The organism is Halorientalis sp., from assembly GCF_028275115.1.
Lineage (GTDB): Archaea > Halobacteriota > Halobacteria > Halobacteriales > Haloarculaceae > Halorientalis.
This window is the reverse complement of record NZ_JAQCNH010000029.1, coordinates 148767-164058: the sequence shown is the minus strand read 5'-3', so window position 1 is coordinate 164058 and position 15292 is coordinate 148767. Positions and strand designations below refer to the sequence as shown.

Below are 15292 nucleotides of genomic sequence, written 5' to 3'. Positions count from 1 at the left end.
TCATCTCGGCTACCCTTTCGTCGCGATCGTCGGGCAGAGGGACAAGGAGATCCGGATAGTCGTGCGCGCTGTCGTACACGAGTATTTCTCGGTCGGACACCGGCCGGCTTCTCCGTGACGGTCTGGTCGAGAACGATCCGGTCTACGCGCACCCGGCCTGTGTCGGTCGGTGACGCCGGTATCGGCGGGTCACCGACCGCGGCGGCGAATCCGAGCCGCGAGGACGGCGACGAACAGCGCGACCAGCGCCGCGAGTAAGCCGAACCCAGGGCCGTCGGCCGTGGTCGTGGTCGGTGCCGCGGTCGGCGTCCCGCCGTCTTCCGCGGCCGGCTCCGCCGCCGTAATCGGCGTCGCATCACTGGTCTCCGTCGCCGGCTCCGTCGTGGATTCGGTCGCCGTCGTCGTGGTGGTCTCCGTCCGGGTTCCCTCGGTCGTCCGCTCCGGCGTGGCCGTCACGGTCCGTTCTCCGTCGTCCGCCACTCCAGCGTCACCGCCGCCGGTCACACCGCCGACGTTGCCGCCGCCGGACCCCGTGCCGCCGCCGGACCCACCGTCCGAGCCAGTCCCGGAGTCGCCGGACCCACTGCCGGCGTCCACGTCCGCGGCGACGGTCAGCGTCGCCGACACCGCCGCCGGTGACTCGTACCGCGTTCCGTCGTCGTCGCTGATACTCTCGGTGTCGACGACGACGGTCCCGTTGCCGGTCGCCTCGCCGCGGAGGGTCGCTTCGAGGATGGCCGGCCCGTCGCCGTGGCCGGCCGCGACCAGTGCTGACCCGCCGTCGCGGTCGGCCAGCCGTTCGCTGTACTCGCTGTCGACGGCCGCCAGATCCGTAACGGTCAGCGGTCCGTCCGCCCGAACCGTCACGTTGAACGCGCCGACCGGGTCGTTCGGGACGGTGACGGCCACCGTCGCTGTCCCGTCTTCTGGGACTGCGACGCCGTCTTCGACATCGATCTCCGGTTCTGTCGCCGCGGTCTGTGCCCCCACGCCGGCGGTCCCACCGATGGCCGCACCGGCGAACGCCACGCCGGCGACCGCGCCGGGCGCGCTTGTGGGACCCGGTTCGGACGGGCTGACGACGGACGGCCGCGGGCCGCCTCCACCGGCACCGTCGCCCTCGTCGGTCTCGGCGAGTACCGTCTGGACGTCGTGGACGTCGACCCGGCCGTCGCCGTTGGCGTCGAACCGCGGGCGCTGCGTCCGTAACGACTCGTCGGTCCTGCGCTCGAAGAACGCTCGGAGGTCGTCGTCCGTGACGACGCCGTCGCCGTCGAAGTCTTCGTACACGCCGTCACAGTCGGCGTCGGTCGGCAATCGGCCGTCGACCAGCGGGGGTGTGTCGCCCTCCCGCGGCCGGACCTGCACCCGGGCGACGGTCCCGCGATCGGTGGGTGCCACGGACCGCGTGGTTCCGTTGTAGCTGTCGTTCAGTGCGACCGAGACCGACTGCCCAGTCGACAGGTTCGGCGCGGTCACGAACGCGCGTCGGAACCCGGTCGGTCGCTCCGCGGTCGCCGGCGGCACACAGACCTGGCGCGTCCGGACGTCGTCACCGTAGGCGACTTCTAGCTCCGTCCGCGTGTTATTCAGGCCGTCGTTCGTGATCGGCACGCTGACGAACGTCGTGTTCCCCAGTGACACCGCCTCGACACCGGGTTCCGGGATCGTCGGGCTGGCCCGAGTCAGGGGCAGTGTCTCGCGGGTCGCGGGTCGTTGCTCTGCAGGCTCGGTCGCCCGCACGAGCAGCTGGCCCGGCTCGCTACGGTTGAACACGTCGCGCGAGGCATCGAAGGTCACGCTCCCCGTCTCGCCTGGCGCCAGCGACCCGGCAACGCTCCGTTCGAGTTCCAGGTCGCCGTTCACCAGTTCGACCGACGCGTTCGTCACGAGCGTCTCGCCCGCGTTCGTGACTGTGGCGTTCACCACTAGCCCGTCAGTCGTCGGCGTCTGTCGCGCGTTCTCGATCGACAGCCGGGGCCGCTGTGCGACCGCCGTCGCCTCGTTATTCGCCTCCGAGAGTTCCGCCAACTCGCCCTCGGCGTCGGCTCTGAGCGTGACGACGCCGGTTTCGGGCACGGTCGTCGTGACGGACACCGTGGACCGGCTCCCGGCGTCGATCGGATCGACGGTGACCGTGTCGATCACGGTTCCGTTCCCGTCCGCCGCTGCCAGCACGCTTTGCTCGCCGGTGCCGGCGTCACCCGTGTTGGCGACGGTCACGTCCAGGCTCACGCGGTCGCCGACGGTCGCATTGCGGACGGTCGCACGGTCGTCCTGGGGCAGTGAGACGGTCAGGTCCGGCCGGTAGTCGTGGTCGACGTAGAACAGGTCGTCGACCGCACCCGGCTGTCCGAACGCGACCGCCGCCGCCACCGAGACGAACGACCGGTCGTCGGTCGTCACGGCGTGGTCGTAGATCGTCCTGTCGGTGTCGACGGCCTGCTCGACTGTCCGGGGCGGCGACCAGCTCCCGTTGCGGAACAGCTGGTAGTAGGTGGTCCGGGCGTTCGGCAGGAACGCCTCGTCCGCGGCCGGGCTCGACCCCTGGTACTGGAGCAACCGCCGGTCGCCCACCGTCGCGAGCCGCAGCTCCCGGACGGTGGTCCCGTTGCCGACCGGGACGGTTCGAACGCCGTCCCCGTCCGCCAGCGTGACCGTCCCTGACCCGGAGGTACCGTCCGCAGTCCAGGCGACGGCGTCGGCGGCGATGTCGAACGTCGTCAGATTGTCGACGGCCTCCTCGCGCAGCGTCGTCACGCCGGTGTCGTCCACTTCCGAGACGACGAGGGTACTCGCGCCGTCGCTCGGGTCTTCGTGGCCGATTCTGACCGCACCGGCGTCGGTCGGCGCTGCTCGTGGCCCGTGGCCGTTACCCAGGGTACCGTTCTCGACCGGCGTGCCGGCAGCGTCGAGACGGGTGTACTCGACGGTCTCGTCGTCGAGCGTCGTGTAGTCGAAGTCGCCGTCACGTTCGTACGCGACCACGAACCCGGTCCCGGACGCGATGGCCGCTGCGACAGGCGACCCCTGATACCGGCTGTCGTTGGTCAGCACGCGCGGCTCCGACCAGCCGGTGCCGTCGTTGATCGCGTACGCGATCTCGGAGGCGTTGCGCGTGTCCTGGAAGGTCAGCTCGCCCGCCGGGATCGAGTCGAGTTGGTCGTTCTCCATCCGCGCCCAGGCCACGACCGTCGTGCCACCGGTGCGTGCCACGGTCGGGTCGACGTTGTACGCGGCGTCGTCGGTCAGCCGGACCCGGTCGCCGAAGCTCCCGTCGGCGTACTCTCGGACGTAGATCTCCCGCCGTTCGGGCTGGGGCCGGTCGCGGGCCTGTCCGCTCCAGGCGACCGTGTAATCGCCGTCACTGCCGGCGATGGCCGGGTCGGTGTCGTTGAGGTCGTTGTCGGTCAGTCGACCGTCGGCCGGATCGTACGACGCCCGCCGGCCGGTCTGTCCCGGCGTCGGTGCCTGGTCCAGCGACAGCGGCATCGCCGGCGTGCCGGCGGCCATGGGGAGCACCGTGGACGGGCCGGCACGAGCGGCGAACGGCGGACCGGGTTGGTCGACGTCCTGTGATCCGGCGGCGAACAGGGTCTTTCCTGCGGTGAGCTCCCCACCGATGCCCGGCGCACTGACACGCGCGCCGACGGCACCGTCGAGGCTGCCACCGAAGTCGATCCCGGCGACCGAGACGTCGTCGAACCGGTCGGGGTCGTTGTCGATCGTCGTCTCGCCGTTGCCCTCGATCTCGCCGTCCACCGAGACGAACACCTCCTGGCCGGCGACGGACTGTGCCGCCTCGACGCCGGCGGTGATGTTCGCGTAGCCGAGCCCCTCGTCGACGGTCAGTCGGCCGCCCCTGATGCCCGACAGCGTCAGCTCGAACCCGTACCCGGGTCCGATGTAGGCGGACGCGCTGACGTTTTGCCCCCCGACGGCCGGGAACCGGCCCGGCACCCCGATCTGGAGGTCCCGCGTCAACAGCGTCCGGGCGATGACGTAGAAGCGGGCGTTGCCGTTCAGCCGCCACTCCGGCACGCCGTACTCGGCGGCCGCGCCGATGCGGAACGACTGGTTGACGTTGGTGACCGCGCTGAGCGGAACGCCGACCGACAGCGACCCGTCGCCGTAGCGGGCGGCGAAGGCCTCGCGCTGGTAGGTGTCGACGCCGTACCGGATCGCGCCGCTGAGACCGATTTGCTTCCCGCCGACGACCGGGTAGCTCTTCGGCGGTTCGACAGTCGCGTCCAGTCCGCCATCCGGAATCACGATTGCCTCGCCGACGGTTCCGCCGTCGGAACCGACGGTCGAGCCGCCGTTGCGGTAGATGCGCTCGGCCCACAGTGGCGGGTCCGTCGTGTAGAGGTCGACCGTCTCGACGGTCCGGCCCTCGTCGTCGACGGCGACGACGACCAGTTCCGCGTCCGGGCCGAACCCGTCGTCGTTCGGAACGTCTGCGACGTCGAACTCGGCGCTCCAGCCGTCACTCGGGTTCGTATCGGTGACGTTCCCGCCGTCGACCCACTGGGGTGCGAACGTCACCTCGGTCACCTGGTCCGGCGCGAGGAACTGCGCGTCGAACCCCTCGCGGATGGTCGTCTCGCCGTCCGGTTCCAGGTCGTCGTCGGGGTCGCTGATGTAGACGCCGTCACTGCCGTCGACGCCGGTGAGAATCGGCGGCAGTTGCTCGGGCGACCCCACGCGGTACGGTTTCGTCCTGAACGTCGTCTCCGGCTGGTTGGGGTGCTGGACGGTGACGCTGGCACCTGCACCGCCCGCTCCGGCGAACGCCTGCGTCACGCGCGTGCCGGTGAACGTGACCTTCTCGATGTCGTCCGGTACCGCGACTCCGCCTGGTCTCCCCCTGGCACGGTCTAACGAGGGGTACAGGAACTCCCACTCGATGTCCGGCGTCGTCCCGACGGCCTCGCCGCCACGGCCGAAAAAGTACGAACGAACCGCCTGTCCGACCCGGAACCGGACCGGTTGGGTCACCGGGAACGCCGGGTCACGGTCCGACTGGATCCTCGGCACCGGCCGAACGAGGTCCGGCAACAGGAACAACTCCATGTCCCGACTCAGGGTATCGGCCTCGAGCGTCGGCGTAATCCGCTCGCTCACGAGGACCCGGAGCGTCGCCGCGTCGCTGGTCGTCGGCAGCGAGACCGTCCGGCCGGGGTCGACGGTCTCGTTCCCGTCGAGGGACGTGACGGCCGACAGCGGCGTCAGTCCGTCGACGTCGGTGAGGTTCGTCCCGTCGACGATCACCTCCCCGGCGACCAGCGGCCGACTGGCGTTGTTGGTGAGTTCGAGTGTTCCCTGTTGGCGATCGTAACTCACCTCGAAGTCGGTATTGTCCGACGGCCCGAGTTCGATCTCCGGCAGACGGAACTCGAAGGTCTTGGTCTCCAGCGGCTCGAAGGTGACGTTCTCCCGGAATCGGACCGTCGAGACGACCTCGTTTCGCCTGACCGGCGCCTCCTCGGTCGGGACGCTGAACACCACGTTCTCCGTCTGGTTGACGACGCCGCGGTTCGTCACGTTGACGACCACCGTCCGCCCCTCCTCGTCGCGGAGGAACTGACGGAACTGGATGTCCGTGACCTCCAGACCGAGGATCTCGGTGTCGTTCTCCTCGACTTCACCGAACGCCCGGAGTCGCGGGTACTCGTCGGGACCCGGCACGAACCAGGTGTTCTCGAAGTCGAATCCAGTCATGTTCCCGCGGGCGGCGTCGCCGGTCATCGCCGCAGTCGTGAGGGCCGTGCCGTTGGCCGAGCCGTCCTGTCCGGTCGCTTCGGTGTCCCAGTAGGAGTTCCGCACCGTACGCTCGCCGGTGAACCGGTCCCGCTCGCCGGTGAGCCCGCCGACGTTGCTGTCGCCGGTCACTTCGCCGGTCGCATACGTCCGGTTGAGGACGCCGCCGAACGCGCCGACGAGACCACCGACGCTGCTGGTCCCCGAGACGTTCCCCGTCGCGTAGGAGTCGACGACTTCGCTCTGGACGTTCTGGAACCCGACGAGGCCACCGACTTGGGGCCCGGACGCGGCGACGTCTACGGCCGCCGAGGAGTTCCGGACGGTCACTTCGTCATTGAACCCGATCAGGCCGCCGGCGACACCGCCACCGGCCGAGATACGCCCGCTCGCCTGCGAGCGGCGCACGTCCGTGGTCAGGGCGATTCCGACCAACCCGCCAACCGTATTGTCCGTGTCGATCTCGACCGCAGTCGTCGAGTTGGTGATCGTCGTCCCGGAGAAGGCCGTTCCGGCGATGCCACCGGCGTTGCCGACGACGGAGCGAATCTCACCCGCGACCGATACGTTTCGGATCGTCGCGTTCTGCAGGGCGCCGGTGTACCCCGCGAGGCCGCCGACGTTCGCCGCACCGCCGACGTCGACGTTCTCGAGTGCGAGGTCGGTCACCCTCCCCGAGAGGTTGTGGAACAGCCCCTTGTTGTTCTCCGCCTGTCCGACCCCGGTCTGGTTGACGACGAGTCCCGAGATCACACGGCCGTTGCCGTCGAACGACCCCGTGAATCCGTTCGTGCCGTTTCCGATCGGTTCGAAGCCCGACCCGTCGTTGGCCTCGGGACCGGCGACGTCCTCGTAGCCCGACGTGTTCGGGGTAAGGTCGTTCGCCAGGACGTAGTCGCCGCTCAGGTTCCGTCGGATCGCGTCGAGGTCGTTCCAGTCATCGATCCGGCTACTCGGGCCGCCGTCGGCCAGCGCCCGGAGTTCGGGGTACTCGCCGGGTCCGCCCGCGGCCCACGTGTTCTCGAAGTCCAGACCGCTCATGTTCTCGCGGGCGGCGTCGCCGGTCATCTCGGCGGTCGTGAGCGGGGTCCCGCCCTGCGACTCGTTCTGTTCGGACGCGTTCGTATCCCAGTACGCGCCTCCGGTCGACCCGGTGACACTTCCGGCACTGTCGTCCCCGACCAACCCGCCGACTCGGTTGTCGCCCGTGACCTGGCTCGTACTGTAGGAGTCGGTCACGGTCGCGAGGTTCTCACCGACCAGGCCACCGACCTTACTACCGCCGGTGACCGGTCCGCTGCTGTACGTGTCCCGTACTGTGCTGTCGTCGTTCCCGGCCGGAAGATTGCTCCCGACGAGTCCGCCCACCGCCCCGTCACCGTCCACGGGACCGCTGCTGAACGCGACCGAGAGGGTGCTCTCCTGGAGTCTGCCGATGAGTCCACCGACTTCGTTCTCGCCGGTGACCGACCCCCTGCTGTACACTTCGCTGACGGTGCTGGACGAACCCACGCGACCGACGAGCCCGCCCACACCGAAGCCCGCTCCGGAGACGTTGCCGATCGCTTCGGAATCGACGACGCGTCCGGTACTGACGCTCCCGACGAGTCCGCCGACGACCCCGGTGTCGGAACCGACGTCGCTCTCGACCGTGCCGTTGCGGATGACGCCGTCCGACGTCCCGACGAGACCGCCGACTGCCTGGCTCCCAGAGAGGGTCACGTCCGTCGCACTCGACCGAGTGACGGTCCCGAAGTCGGAGCGGATCTCCCCGACGACACCACCGATGAACGCACCCTCTACGGTAACGTTCTCGACGCTACTGTTGCTGACGGTGCCGGAGTCGGTCAGTTCGCCGACGATACCGCCAGCGATGCCACCGTCGACGGTCGCGTCGGCGACCGTCACCCCCGTAATCGTCCCGTTACTGGTCGCGAACAACCCGCCGGTCCGTCCGGTCCTGTCGCGGAAGCCGGAGATCGTATGTCCATCGCCGTCGAAGGTCCCGCCGAACAGCGGTCCGATCGACTCGAAGCCCGACCCGTTGTTGGCGTTCGGACCGGCGACGTCCTCGTAGCCGGGCGTCGTTTCGTTGAGGTCGTTCACGAGCACGTAGTCGCCGTCCAGGTCGTTCCGGACCGCGTCGAGGTCGTTCCAGTCCTCGATCCGGCTGCTCGGGCCGGAACCGACATCAGCGCCGACCTGAACTCGGAGGTCCGGGAACTCGTCTTGCCCGCCGGTTTCCCAGGTGTTCTGGAAGTCGAGACGGTCCATGGCGCCGACGGCGGAGTCACCCCGCATCTCCGATCCCGCCAGACCGGTCGCGTTCCGGTCGTCAATCGCGGTCGCGGAGGTGTCGTAGTACACCCCGGAGACGGTGCCGTCGTTGAAGCCGACGGCCGCCGCAACGTCACGCTCGAGGTCCGATTCGACGGCTGCCGAGACCCACGAGCGGTTTACCGTCGCGATGTTGCGACCGACGATTCCACCCGTTCCCCCGGTATCGAACGGGTCCGTGTGGTTCACAGTCCCCGTATTGTAGGACGTCGTCACGGCCTCGCCTTCGATGAGGGCGTTGCCGTTGACCCCGACGATTCCGCCGACGGTGAACTCACCGTTCACCGTCCCAGCGTTGGAACTCAGACGGACGAGACCGTTGTTGCTCCCGACGACACCGCCTGCTTGTCTGGCCCGGATCGACGCCGTATTGTTCGACTGTCGGACCACTCCCTCGTCATTGTTGACGCCGACGACGCCACCGCCGTATCTCCCTTCGATGGTCCCGGACACTGTCGTCCGGTTGACCAGACCGCTGTTCGAGCCGGCGACGCCGCCGGTATAAAAGCTGGCATTCAAGACACCTGACACCCGGACGTTCGCCACGGTTCCGCTGTTCCTCCCGGCGGCAGCCCCGACTTGGTTGTTCCCGTTCAGGTCCACATCGGACAGCACGAGGTCGGTGACGGACCCGTGATTGCTCCCGATCAACCCCACTGGGGTCGTGTCGGGTCTGTCGGCGGATAGACCGACGATTTCGTGTCCGTCGCCGTCCAGCGTCCCGCTGAACCTCGCGCTGTCGTTACCGATCGGCTGGAAGCCTGACCCGTCGTTCGCGTTCGGGCCGGCGACCTCGTCGTAGCCCGGCGTCGTCTCGTTGAGGTCGGCCACCAAGACATAGTCGCCGTCCAGGTCGTTCCGGATCGTGTCGAGGTCGTTCCAGTCCCCGATCTCGACGGGGCTCGCCTGCTGGGCGACCACACTCGAACGCCCTTCGGCCACCGGCCCGCCGCCTGCGGTCCGACTCGTCGCGGTATCACTACCACCGACAGTTCCGGTACCGTCGTCGGCCTGTGCAGCAACGGTTCCGAGTGGGCCGACCGCACCCGCAATCGGCCAGACCACGAGCGCCGCGGTCACCACGAACACCAGCACGGCTCGCCCGTTCCCGCGCCGTGGTGACCTGCTTCGGTCAGACCGCCTCATCCTGACCCCTGCAGTCCCGCGTTCCGGACTCTCCGACCCCACGCCGGCGGTTTCCCTCACTGTACACCCTGACCGTGTCGGCCAGAACGGGACACCCAGTTCCCGTCTCACCCATTTGCTCGCTTCCGTCACCCCACATGCCTGCGATTAGTTTGCTGAGCGAGACTTTGGGTCGTCCATATTGAACCCTCGGCGAGTGTGTGCAGCAAGTACACAGCCGACGGACCTCGGAGAGGTGGCACTGCTCGGACCGACGGATCGCCCTCACTCGGGTGGGGCCCCGAGCGGTCGGCTCCGGGCTCGCACCTGCCGTGCGGTCGTCGCTGTGGACCGTCACTCCCGACGTCTGCGAGCGATCCGAAACCGTGCCTTCGAGCCACCGACCACCACACGGGGACTCCTGCAGGACACGGGAGCGGGTGCGACACTCGACCCGCCCGAACCCCGTATGGTTCAGTTCGAGCAGTTGTGAGCAGTGTGGCGCCCTCGGCACCCGCTAGCCGGTCCGACGTGCGGGACAAACGGAGAGTCGAGTGGACTCGTACCGGGGAGCGAACCCGAGTGACGATAGGGAGGGCCCTACTGCAGGCCGAGGTCCGCGGCGACCCGCTCAAGCGCCTCCAGCCCGGTGACCTCGCCGGGCTGGTCGGCGACGCGCCAGACGTCGAGGTCCGGGAGCTGTGCGCGGAGGTCCTCGATGGCGTCCTCCTGGACGGCCTTGTTGGCCTGGCACCGCTCGCAGTCGCCGGGGTCCTCGATGACCTTGTTGACGAGGAGTTCGCCAACGGGCACATCGAACCCGCGGAGCTTGGCGACGAGGCGGACGGACTCCCCGACGGCCATCGTCTCTGGAAGGGTGACCACGCGGAACGTCGTCAGGTCGGGGTCACGCAGGACGGACTCGACGCGGTTCATGCGGTCGCGCATCTCGGTGATGGCGCTGGGGTCGTCGGTGTGGCGGCTCGCCAGCACGCCCAATATCAGTGTCTTCTGGACGTTGACCTTCCGCTGGACCTGGTCGTGGACCTCCGCGGCCGTCGAGAGCGTGTCGGCCATGATGCCGGGCAAATCGAGCAACCGGAGTGTGTGGCCGGTCGGTGCGGTATCGAAGACGACGTAGTCGTAGTCGTCGGTGTCGACGTATCTCGCCAGTCCGTCGAGTGCGGCGAGTTCGTCGCTACCGGGGACGATACCGGAACTGAACAGGTCGGCCGCGTTGCCGATGCCCTCCTCCTTGCTCTCGAAGTCGACGCCGGCCTCCTCGAGGACGTCTTCCATCGTCTCGAACAGCTCCTGATAGCGCTCCAGTCCCTCGTCGGGGTCGACCTCGACGCCGAACAACCCCTCGCGGATCTCGGTCGGCTCGTCCCCGACCTCGGTCCCGACGGAGTCCGACAGCGAGTGTGCCGGGTCCGTCGAGACGACGAGGGTCCGTCGCTCGCGACGGAACTGAACCGAAACTCGCTCCGATGGCGCGACGAACTGTGATCCGGACGACCCGTCGAGTTCGGACCCGGGTGAGTGCCGACGCTCGCACCAGCCCATCGGCTGCTACCGCGTACGTGCCCGCCACACACTGTGGCCGGCGGGTTCCGTCCGTGCATTCGAACGCAGACGGAGCTCTCGCGTGAGCGAGAGCCTCTCGCTCGTCCTCCGATTTGACGGGAGCGTCGGCTACGGCCCGGACAACGCCGACCCACGGTCTGCGGCGATCGGATACGTCGCCGAGGCCGGCGAGCCACTGATCGATGAGTCGCGGGCGCTGTCGGCGTTCGTCTCCAGTACCTACGTCGAGTTCCGGGCCTTGGTCGCCGGCGCTCGGGCAGTCGCTACACTGTCGACCCACCGGCCGGTCAGCGCCGTCCACATCCGCGGTGACGCTGCGGCGGTCATCGACACCGTCGACCCGACCCAGCCGATCGGCCGTTCCGGGGGACGCGATCCGCCGCCGGCGTGTCGCTAGCGTCCGCGACGCACTCGCCGACACGGGGCAGGGACGCCTCCGTCGTCACTTCGACCCCAGTCGTCAGTTACTCGGCTGCGGGCGACGCCGTTTTTCTGCGCTCACCCGCGTTCGCGGTGAACAGCGCATACGCCGTGTCGGTCGGACGCTGTACGCCGTCTGCCGAGACTGACCGCGTCAAGAGCGATCACTGGAACGAACTGATCACATCGTTGAGATTCGGCACGAGCGAGTGCGTGATGTCGGTCGTCGTGACGATACCGATGGGCTGGCCGTCCTCGACCACGGGGAGTTTCTTAATGCCGTTGGCCCGCATCCGCTCGCAGGCGATTTCTATCGATTCCTCCGGTCCGACCGTCAGAACCGTCTCCGTCATCAACTGGCCGACAGTCTCTCCATCGACGGTTCGTTCCGCCGCGATTGCCTTCACCAGGTCGGATTTGGTGACGATTCCCTCGATACCGTCGTTTTCGACGACGAGCGATCCGATTTCGTCTCGTAACAGCGTTCTCGCGGCCTCCGACGTCGACAGCTTATAATCGACCGTCCGGACGGGGGCGCTCATTACCTCTGACACCGGTTGATTGAGTATGCTTCGGTCCATGGGCAGGGCACAGGCGGAACCGAACGCCCGTACATCACGAATGTTAGTGAGGAACACGTGAACAAATAACTAACGCTGCCCACAGCGGACGAGCCAGCGGTAGCCCACCGACAGCCACACGCAGACCGAAGTGTCCCGCCTCCCCGGAAGAAAACGCACGACTCAGACCGTTGGTGGCCGACCGAAAACCGACAGATGACCGAGGACTGGCTCTCTGGTGAGGAGACAAAACGACTCGACACGCAGGTAGCCGTCGACGGTGAGCGGAACGGGCTCTGGTTCCAGCGGACACAGCCGAACCCGGGTGGCTGGATTCACGATATGCCGGTCTACCACGACGGTGAGTGGTGACAGTTCGCGGACCCTTCGCCGTGGGTCAGCCACGACGCCGAACACACCGGGTTCACGCGCTCGAACACGACGACAGGGTGGCGTTCGACTCAGCCGTCGCAGAGTGGGAGGGCGACGGTCCCGCGCCGACCGCCACGGGGCCACACGGGAGCGCCGCCGACTGGACGGTCCAGAACCTATCACCGCGACCGAGTTCGATGGCACGCCCGACTGGAACGCAGTTCCGGTCCAGACGTCGACGCTCGTGTTCCTGGGTGTGGAGACGTAAGTGAGTCTAGTCGACACAGAACATCCGCAGTGCGCGACCGTCCGCACCCTCGAGACGACGATGTGGTCGCTTCACGATCGAAGCGATGGCGGGCGGAATCGACCGGGCCGACGTTACTCCAGCTGGTGGTAATCGAGCTCGTGGCCCTCGTTGAGGGCGACCTGGACGGCTTCGCTCGGCTCGTCGACAGACTCGGTGTGCGTGGTCAGTCCGCCGAGGTCCGCACGCTCGAAGTAGATATTGCGCTGCCAAGTCTCGTCGGTTTCGGGATAGTCGGTGCGGTAGTGGGCGCCTCTCGACTCGTCGCGTTCGAGTGCGCCCCGCAGGACGGCCTCTGCGTTGGTCAACATGAATCCCACGTCGAGCGCGAACTCGAAGGACTGGCTCGTGACCGAACCGACGTCCATGTCTGCGGCCATCTCGCGCACGTCGTCAAGCGTCTCGAGTCCGTCTTGGAGCGACTCCTCGTCGCGGAGCAACCCGGCGTGTTCCCACGTAAACTCCTGCACCGCCTCGAAGACGGTCTCGACGGCGTACTCGCCGTCGCTGTCGGCCGTCGCCGCGAGGTCCTGGAAGTGGGGCTCGATGAGGCTCTCGACGAGGCTGTCGGGCACCTCGCCAGGGCCGTCGACCCGTGGCGCGATTCGTTCGCCGGCCACGACGCCGTAGGCGACCGTCTCGGCCAGCGAATTGCCACCGAGGCGGTTAGCCCCGTGGACGCCCGCCATGGTTTCGCCGATGGCGAACAGACCGTCGACGTCGGTCTCGCCGTACTCGTCCACGGAGACGCCACCCATCCCGTAGTGTGAGGTCGGCGCGACCTCGACCGGTTCCTCGGCCATATCAACGCCGAGGTCTTGGAACCGCTCGTACATCCGGGGGAGTCGCTCCTTGATGAAGTCGGCGTCGCGGTGGCTGATGTCGAGGTAGACGCCGCCGTTCTCGGTGCCACGGCCCTCGGAGACTTCCTGTGCGATTGCCCGCGCGACCACGTCGCGGGCGTCGAGTTCCATCTGGTCGGGCGAGTATCGCTCCATGAACCGCTCGCCCTCTGTATTGAACAGCCGTCCACCTTCGCCCCGGACGGCCTCGGTGACGAGACGGCCACTCCAGGGTTCCCATTCTGGGTCGTCCTCGTCGACGGCCATGCCGGTCGGGTGGAACTGGACGAACTCCATGTCCATCAGCGCCGCACCGGCGTCGGCGGCCAGGGCCGGCCCGTCACCGTTGTTCTCGTCGTCGCGGGAGGTGTGACGGCCGTAGATCGCCGCGTAGCCACCGGCCGCGAGCACGACGTTTCCGGTATTGAACAGGACGAACTCGCCCGTGTCCATGTCGTACCCGATGGCCCCGTGAAGGCTCTCCCCGTCCGAGACCAACTTCGTAATCATCACGTTCTCGCGGTACGGAATCGACCGGTCTTGGGCCTGCTCGACGAGCGTGTTGAGCAGAGACTCGCCGGTGTGGTCGCCGGCGAAGGCAGTCCGGCGGAACGACTGCGCGCCGAAGAAGCGCTGGTCGACCTCGCCGTCGTCTGTCCGGGAGTAGTCCATCCCCCACTCGTCGAGTTCTCGGAGCCGGTCGGGCATCTGCTTGGCTACCGTCTCGACTTTCTCGGGCTCGTTGACGAAGTGCCCCTCGTTGAGAGTGTCGGCGGCGTGAATCTTCCAGTCATCCTCCGGGTCGTGAGTCCCGAGCGCGCCGTTGATTCCACCCCGCGCCCAGGTCGTGTGGGCGTCGCCGTGGTTGCGCTTGCCGAGTACGAGGATGTCGTCGACGCCACGATCCTCGAGTTCGATCGCTGCTCGGGCTCCGGCCGCACCAGCGCCGACGACGAGGACCGACACGTCGACCTCCTCGTACGCCGGCACCGGCTCGTCGTCGGTTGTCGTATCGGATCTGCTCACATTTGTATTAGAATCTGGAGACATTTGAACCCTCCGTGCGCGTGCGCTCGCGCGCATGTCAACGGTACGCAGGGGTGTGAACCAGTCACGGTGTGCCGCCAGCCTCGCTGGCGAGCCCGGCAACGACGACGTACAACCCGAACGTCGAAATGAACGTCCCGGCCAGTTGGACCCCTGCGGTCGGCAGAAACCCCGTGTCCCCGTACAACAGGGGTGCGAGCATAAACCAGCCACCGAAGATCGTCGTCAGGACTGCCGCCGGCAGACTCGGCCGGCCGGTCGACCGGAGTAACTGGACACTCCGAACGGTGAACACCAGTCCGAGCAGTCCGCTCGACGTGACGCTTCCGGTGAACGCCCGCGAGGCACCCGTCGCGAGCGGAACGATGGCCGCGACTGCACACGCGACCACACATACGGCCGCCGATACCACGAGGAACCGTGATGGCGCTGTCTCTGACACAGACTAGCCTTTGACGCTGTCAAATTAAGTCCCCCGTCAGACGGACGTCTGCCCGGCCGGCACCGCTGGGCAAACTCGGCGCGGCAGTTTTTGTCCTCCCGGCCCGTACTGGCCACCGTGAACCACGTCCCCGACGCGACACTCGACGCCATCGACGAGTTCGGTGAGGGCCTGCTCGTGGGCACGCCGCCGCCGATCACCGAGCGGTTGCGGAGCGACCTCCGTCTGGTCGTCCGGAGGGCTGGTGACGGAACTGCCAGGTGCCGGTTCGAGATGGAACACACGCAGCGGCCGCCGACGCTGCGCGAGCAGGGCTCGTTCGTGACGACGGTCGTCGACGGCATCGACAGCAGCTTTCGAGCATGGGGAATCGAGCCGCCCGACGCGTATCGGTACACCGAAACCGTCGATGGGAGCCACCACTACGAGGGACGGCTCAGCCTGCCCTGACTCCCGGTGGTGCCCGTAGGTGACGCCCCACCGAAGACATTTG

Annotated in this window: 8 protein-coding genes; 3 read left to right on the top strand and 5 right to left on the bottom strand. The window is 67.8% G+C overall.

Translation table 11 applies throughout. From position 1 onward, the window contains the following. Nucleotides 1-189 precede the first annotated feature (189 nt). Both Q0964_RS05350 and Q0964_RS05345 read right to left on the bottom strand, forming a co-directional pair. Nucleotides 190-9192: a CARDB domain-containing protein gene (locus Q0964_RS05350; RefSeq protein WP_299264408.1), complete on the bottom strand. Its 9003-nt coding sequence runs from the start codon at nt 9190-9192 to the stop codon at nt 190-192. Nucleotides 9193-9822: 630 nt separating this feature from the next. After that, nucleotides 9823-10788 (bottom strand): ArsA family ATPase, encoded by a 966-nt coding sequence (locus Q0964_RS05345; RefSeq protein ID WP_299264405.1) that lies wholly within the window; start codon nt 10786-10788, stop codon nt 9823-9825. Nucleotides 10789-10870: 82 nt separating this feature from the next. Here Q0964_RS05345 and Q0964_RS05340 point away from each other — a divergent pair, with 82 nt between their 5' ends. Beyond that, entirely contained in the window at nt 10871-11206 is a 336-nt protein-coding gene (locus tag Q0964_RS05340) for a hypothetical protein (protein WP_299264402.1), read from the top strand. 187 nt (nt 11207-11393) lie between these two features. Here Q0964_RS05340 and Q0964_RS05335 read toward each other — a convergent pair whose 3' ends face one another. After that, a complete protein-coding gene (locus tag Q0964_RS05335) occupies nt 11394-11771 on the bottom strand; it encodes a CBS domain-containing protein (protein WP_299264398.1) in 378 nt (125 codons plus the stop codon). A gap of 234 nt (nt 11772-12005) precedes the next feature. On the opposite strand from Q0964_RS05335, the gene Q0964_RS05330 reads away from it, so the two are divergent. Continuing rightward, nucleotides 12006-12161, top strand: a complete 156-nt coding sequence (locus Q0964_RS05330) for a hypothetical protein (RefSeq protein WP_299264396.1) — start codon at nt 12006-12008, stop codon at nt 12159-12161. Between the two features lie 381 nt (nt 12162-12542). Here Q0964_RS05330 and Q0964_RS05325 read toward each other — a convergent pair whose 3' ends face one another. Together Q0964_RS05325 and Q0964_RS05320 are read right to left on the bottom strand one after the other, a co-directional pair. Then, nucleotides 12543-14360, bottom strand: coding sequence for an L-aspartate oxidase (locus Q0964_RS05325; RefSeq protein ID WP_414652131.1), 1818 nt, complete (start codon nt 14358-14360; stop codon nt 12543-12545). Between the two features lie 61 nt (nt 14361-14421). Further along, nucleotides 14422-14799, bottom strand: coding sequence for a hypothetical protein (locus tag Q0964_RS05320; protein WP_299264390.1), 378 nt, complete (start codon nt 14797-14799; stop codon nt 14422-14424). 117 nt (nt 14800-14916) lie between these two features. On the opposite strand from Q0964_RS05320, the gene Q0964_RS05315 reads away from it, so the two are divergent. Beyond that, nucleotides 14917-15249, top strand: a complete 333-nt coding sequence (locus tag Q0964_RS05315) for a hypothetical protein (protein ID WP_299264388.1) — start codon at nt 14917-14919, stop codon at nt 15247-15249. The last annotated feature ends 43 nt before the right edge of the window (nt 15250-15292 follow it).

Excerpts from the sequence above, each read along its gene's own strand:
- Q0964_RS05345 (WP_299264405.1), bottom strand. The coding sequence starts at position 10,788 with ATGGGCTGGTGCGAGCGTCGGCACTCACCCGGGTCCGAACTCGACGGG.
- Q0964_RS05335 (WP_299264398.1), bottom strand. The coding sequence starts at position 11,771 with ATGAGCGCCCCCGTCCGGACGGTCGATTATAAGCTGTCGACGTCGGAG.
- Q0964_RS05330 (WP_299264396.1), top strand. The coding sequence starts at position 12,006 with ATGACCGAGGACTGGCTCTCTGGTGAGGAGACAAAACGACTCGACACG.
- Q0964_RS05325 (WP_414652131.1), bottom strand. The coding sequence starts at position 14,360 with ATGTCTCCAGATTCTAATACAAATGTGAGCAGATCCGATACGACAACC.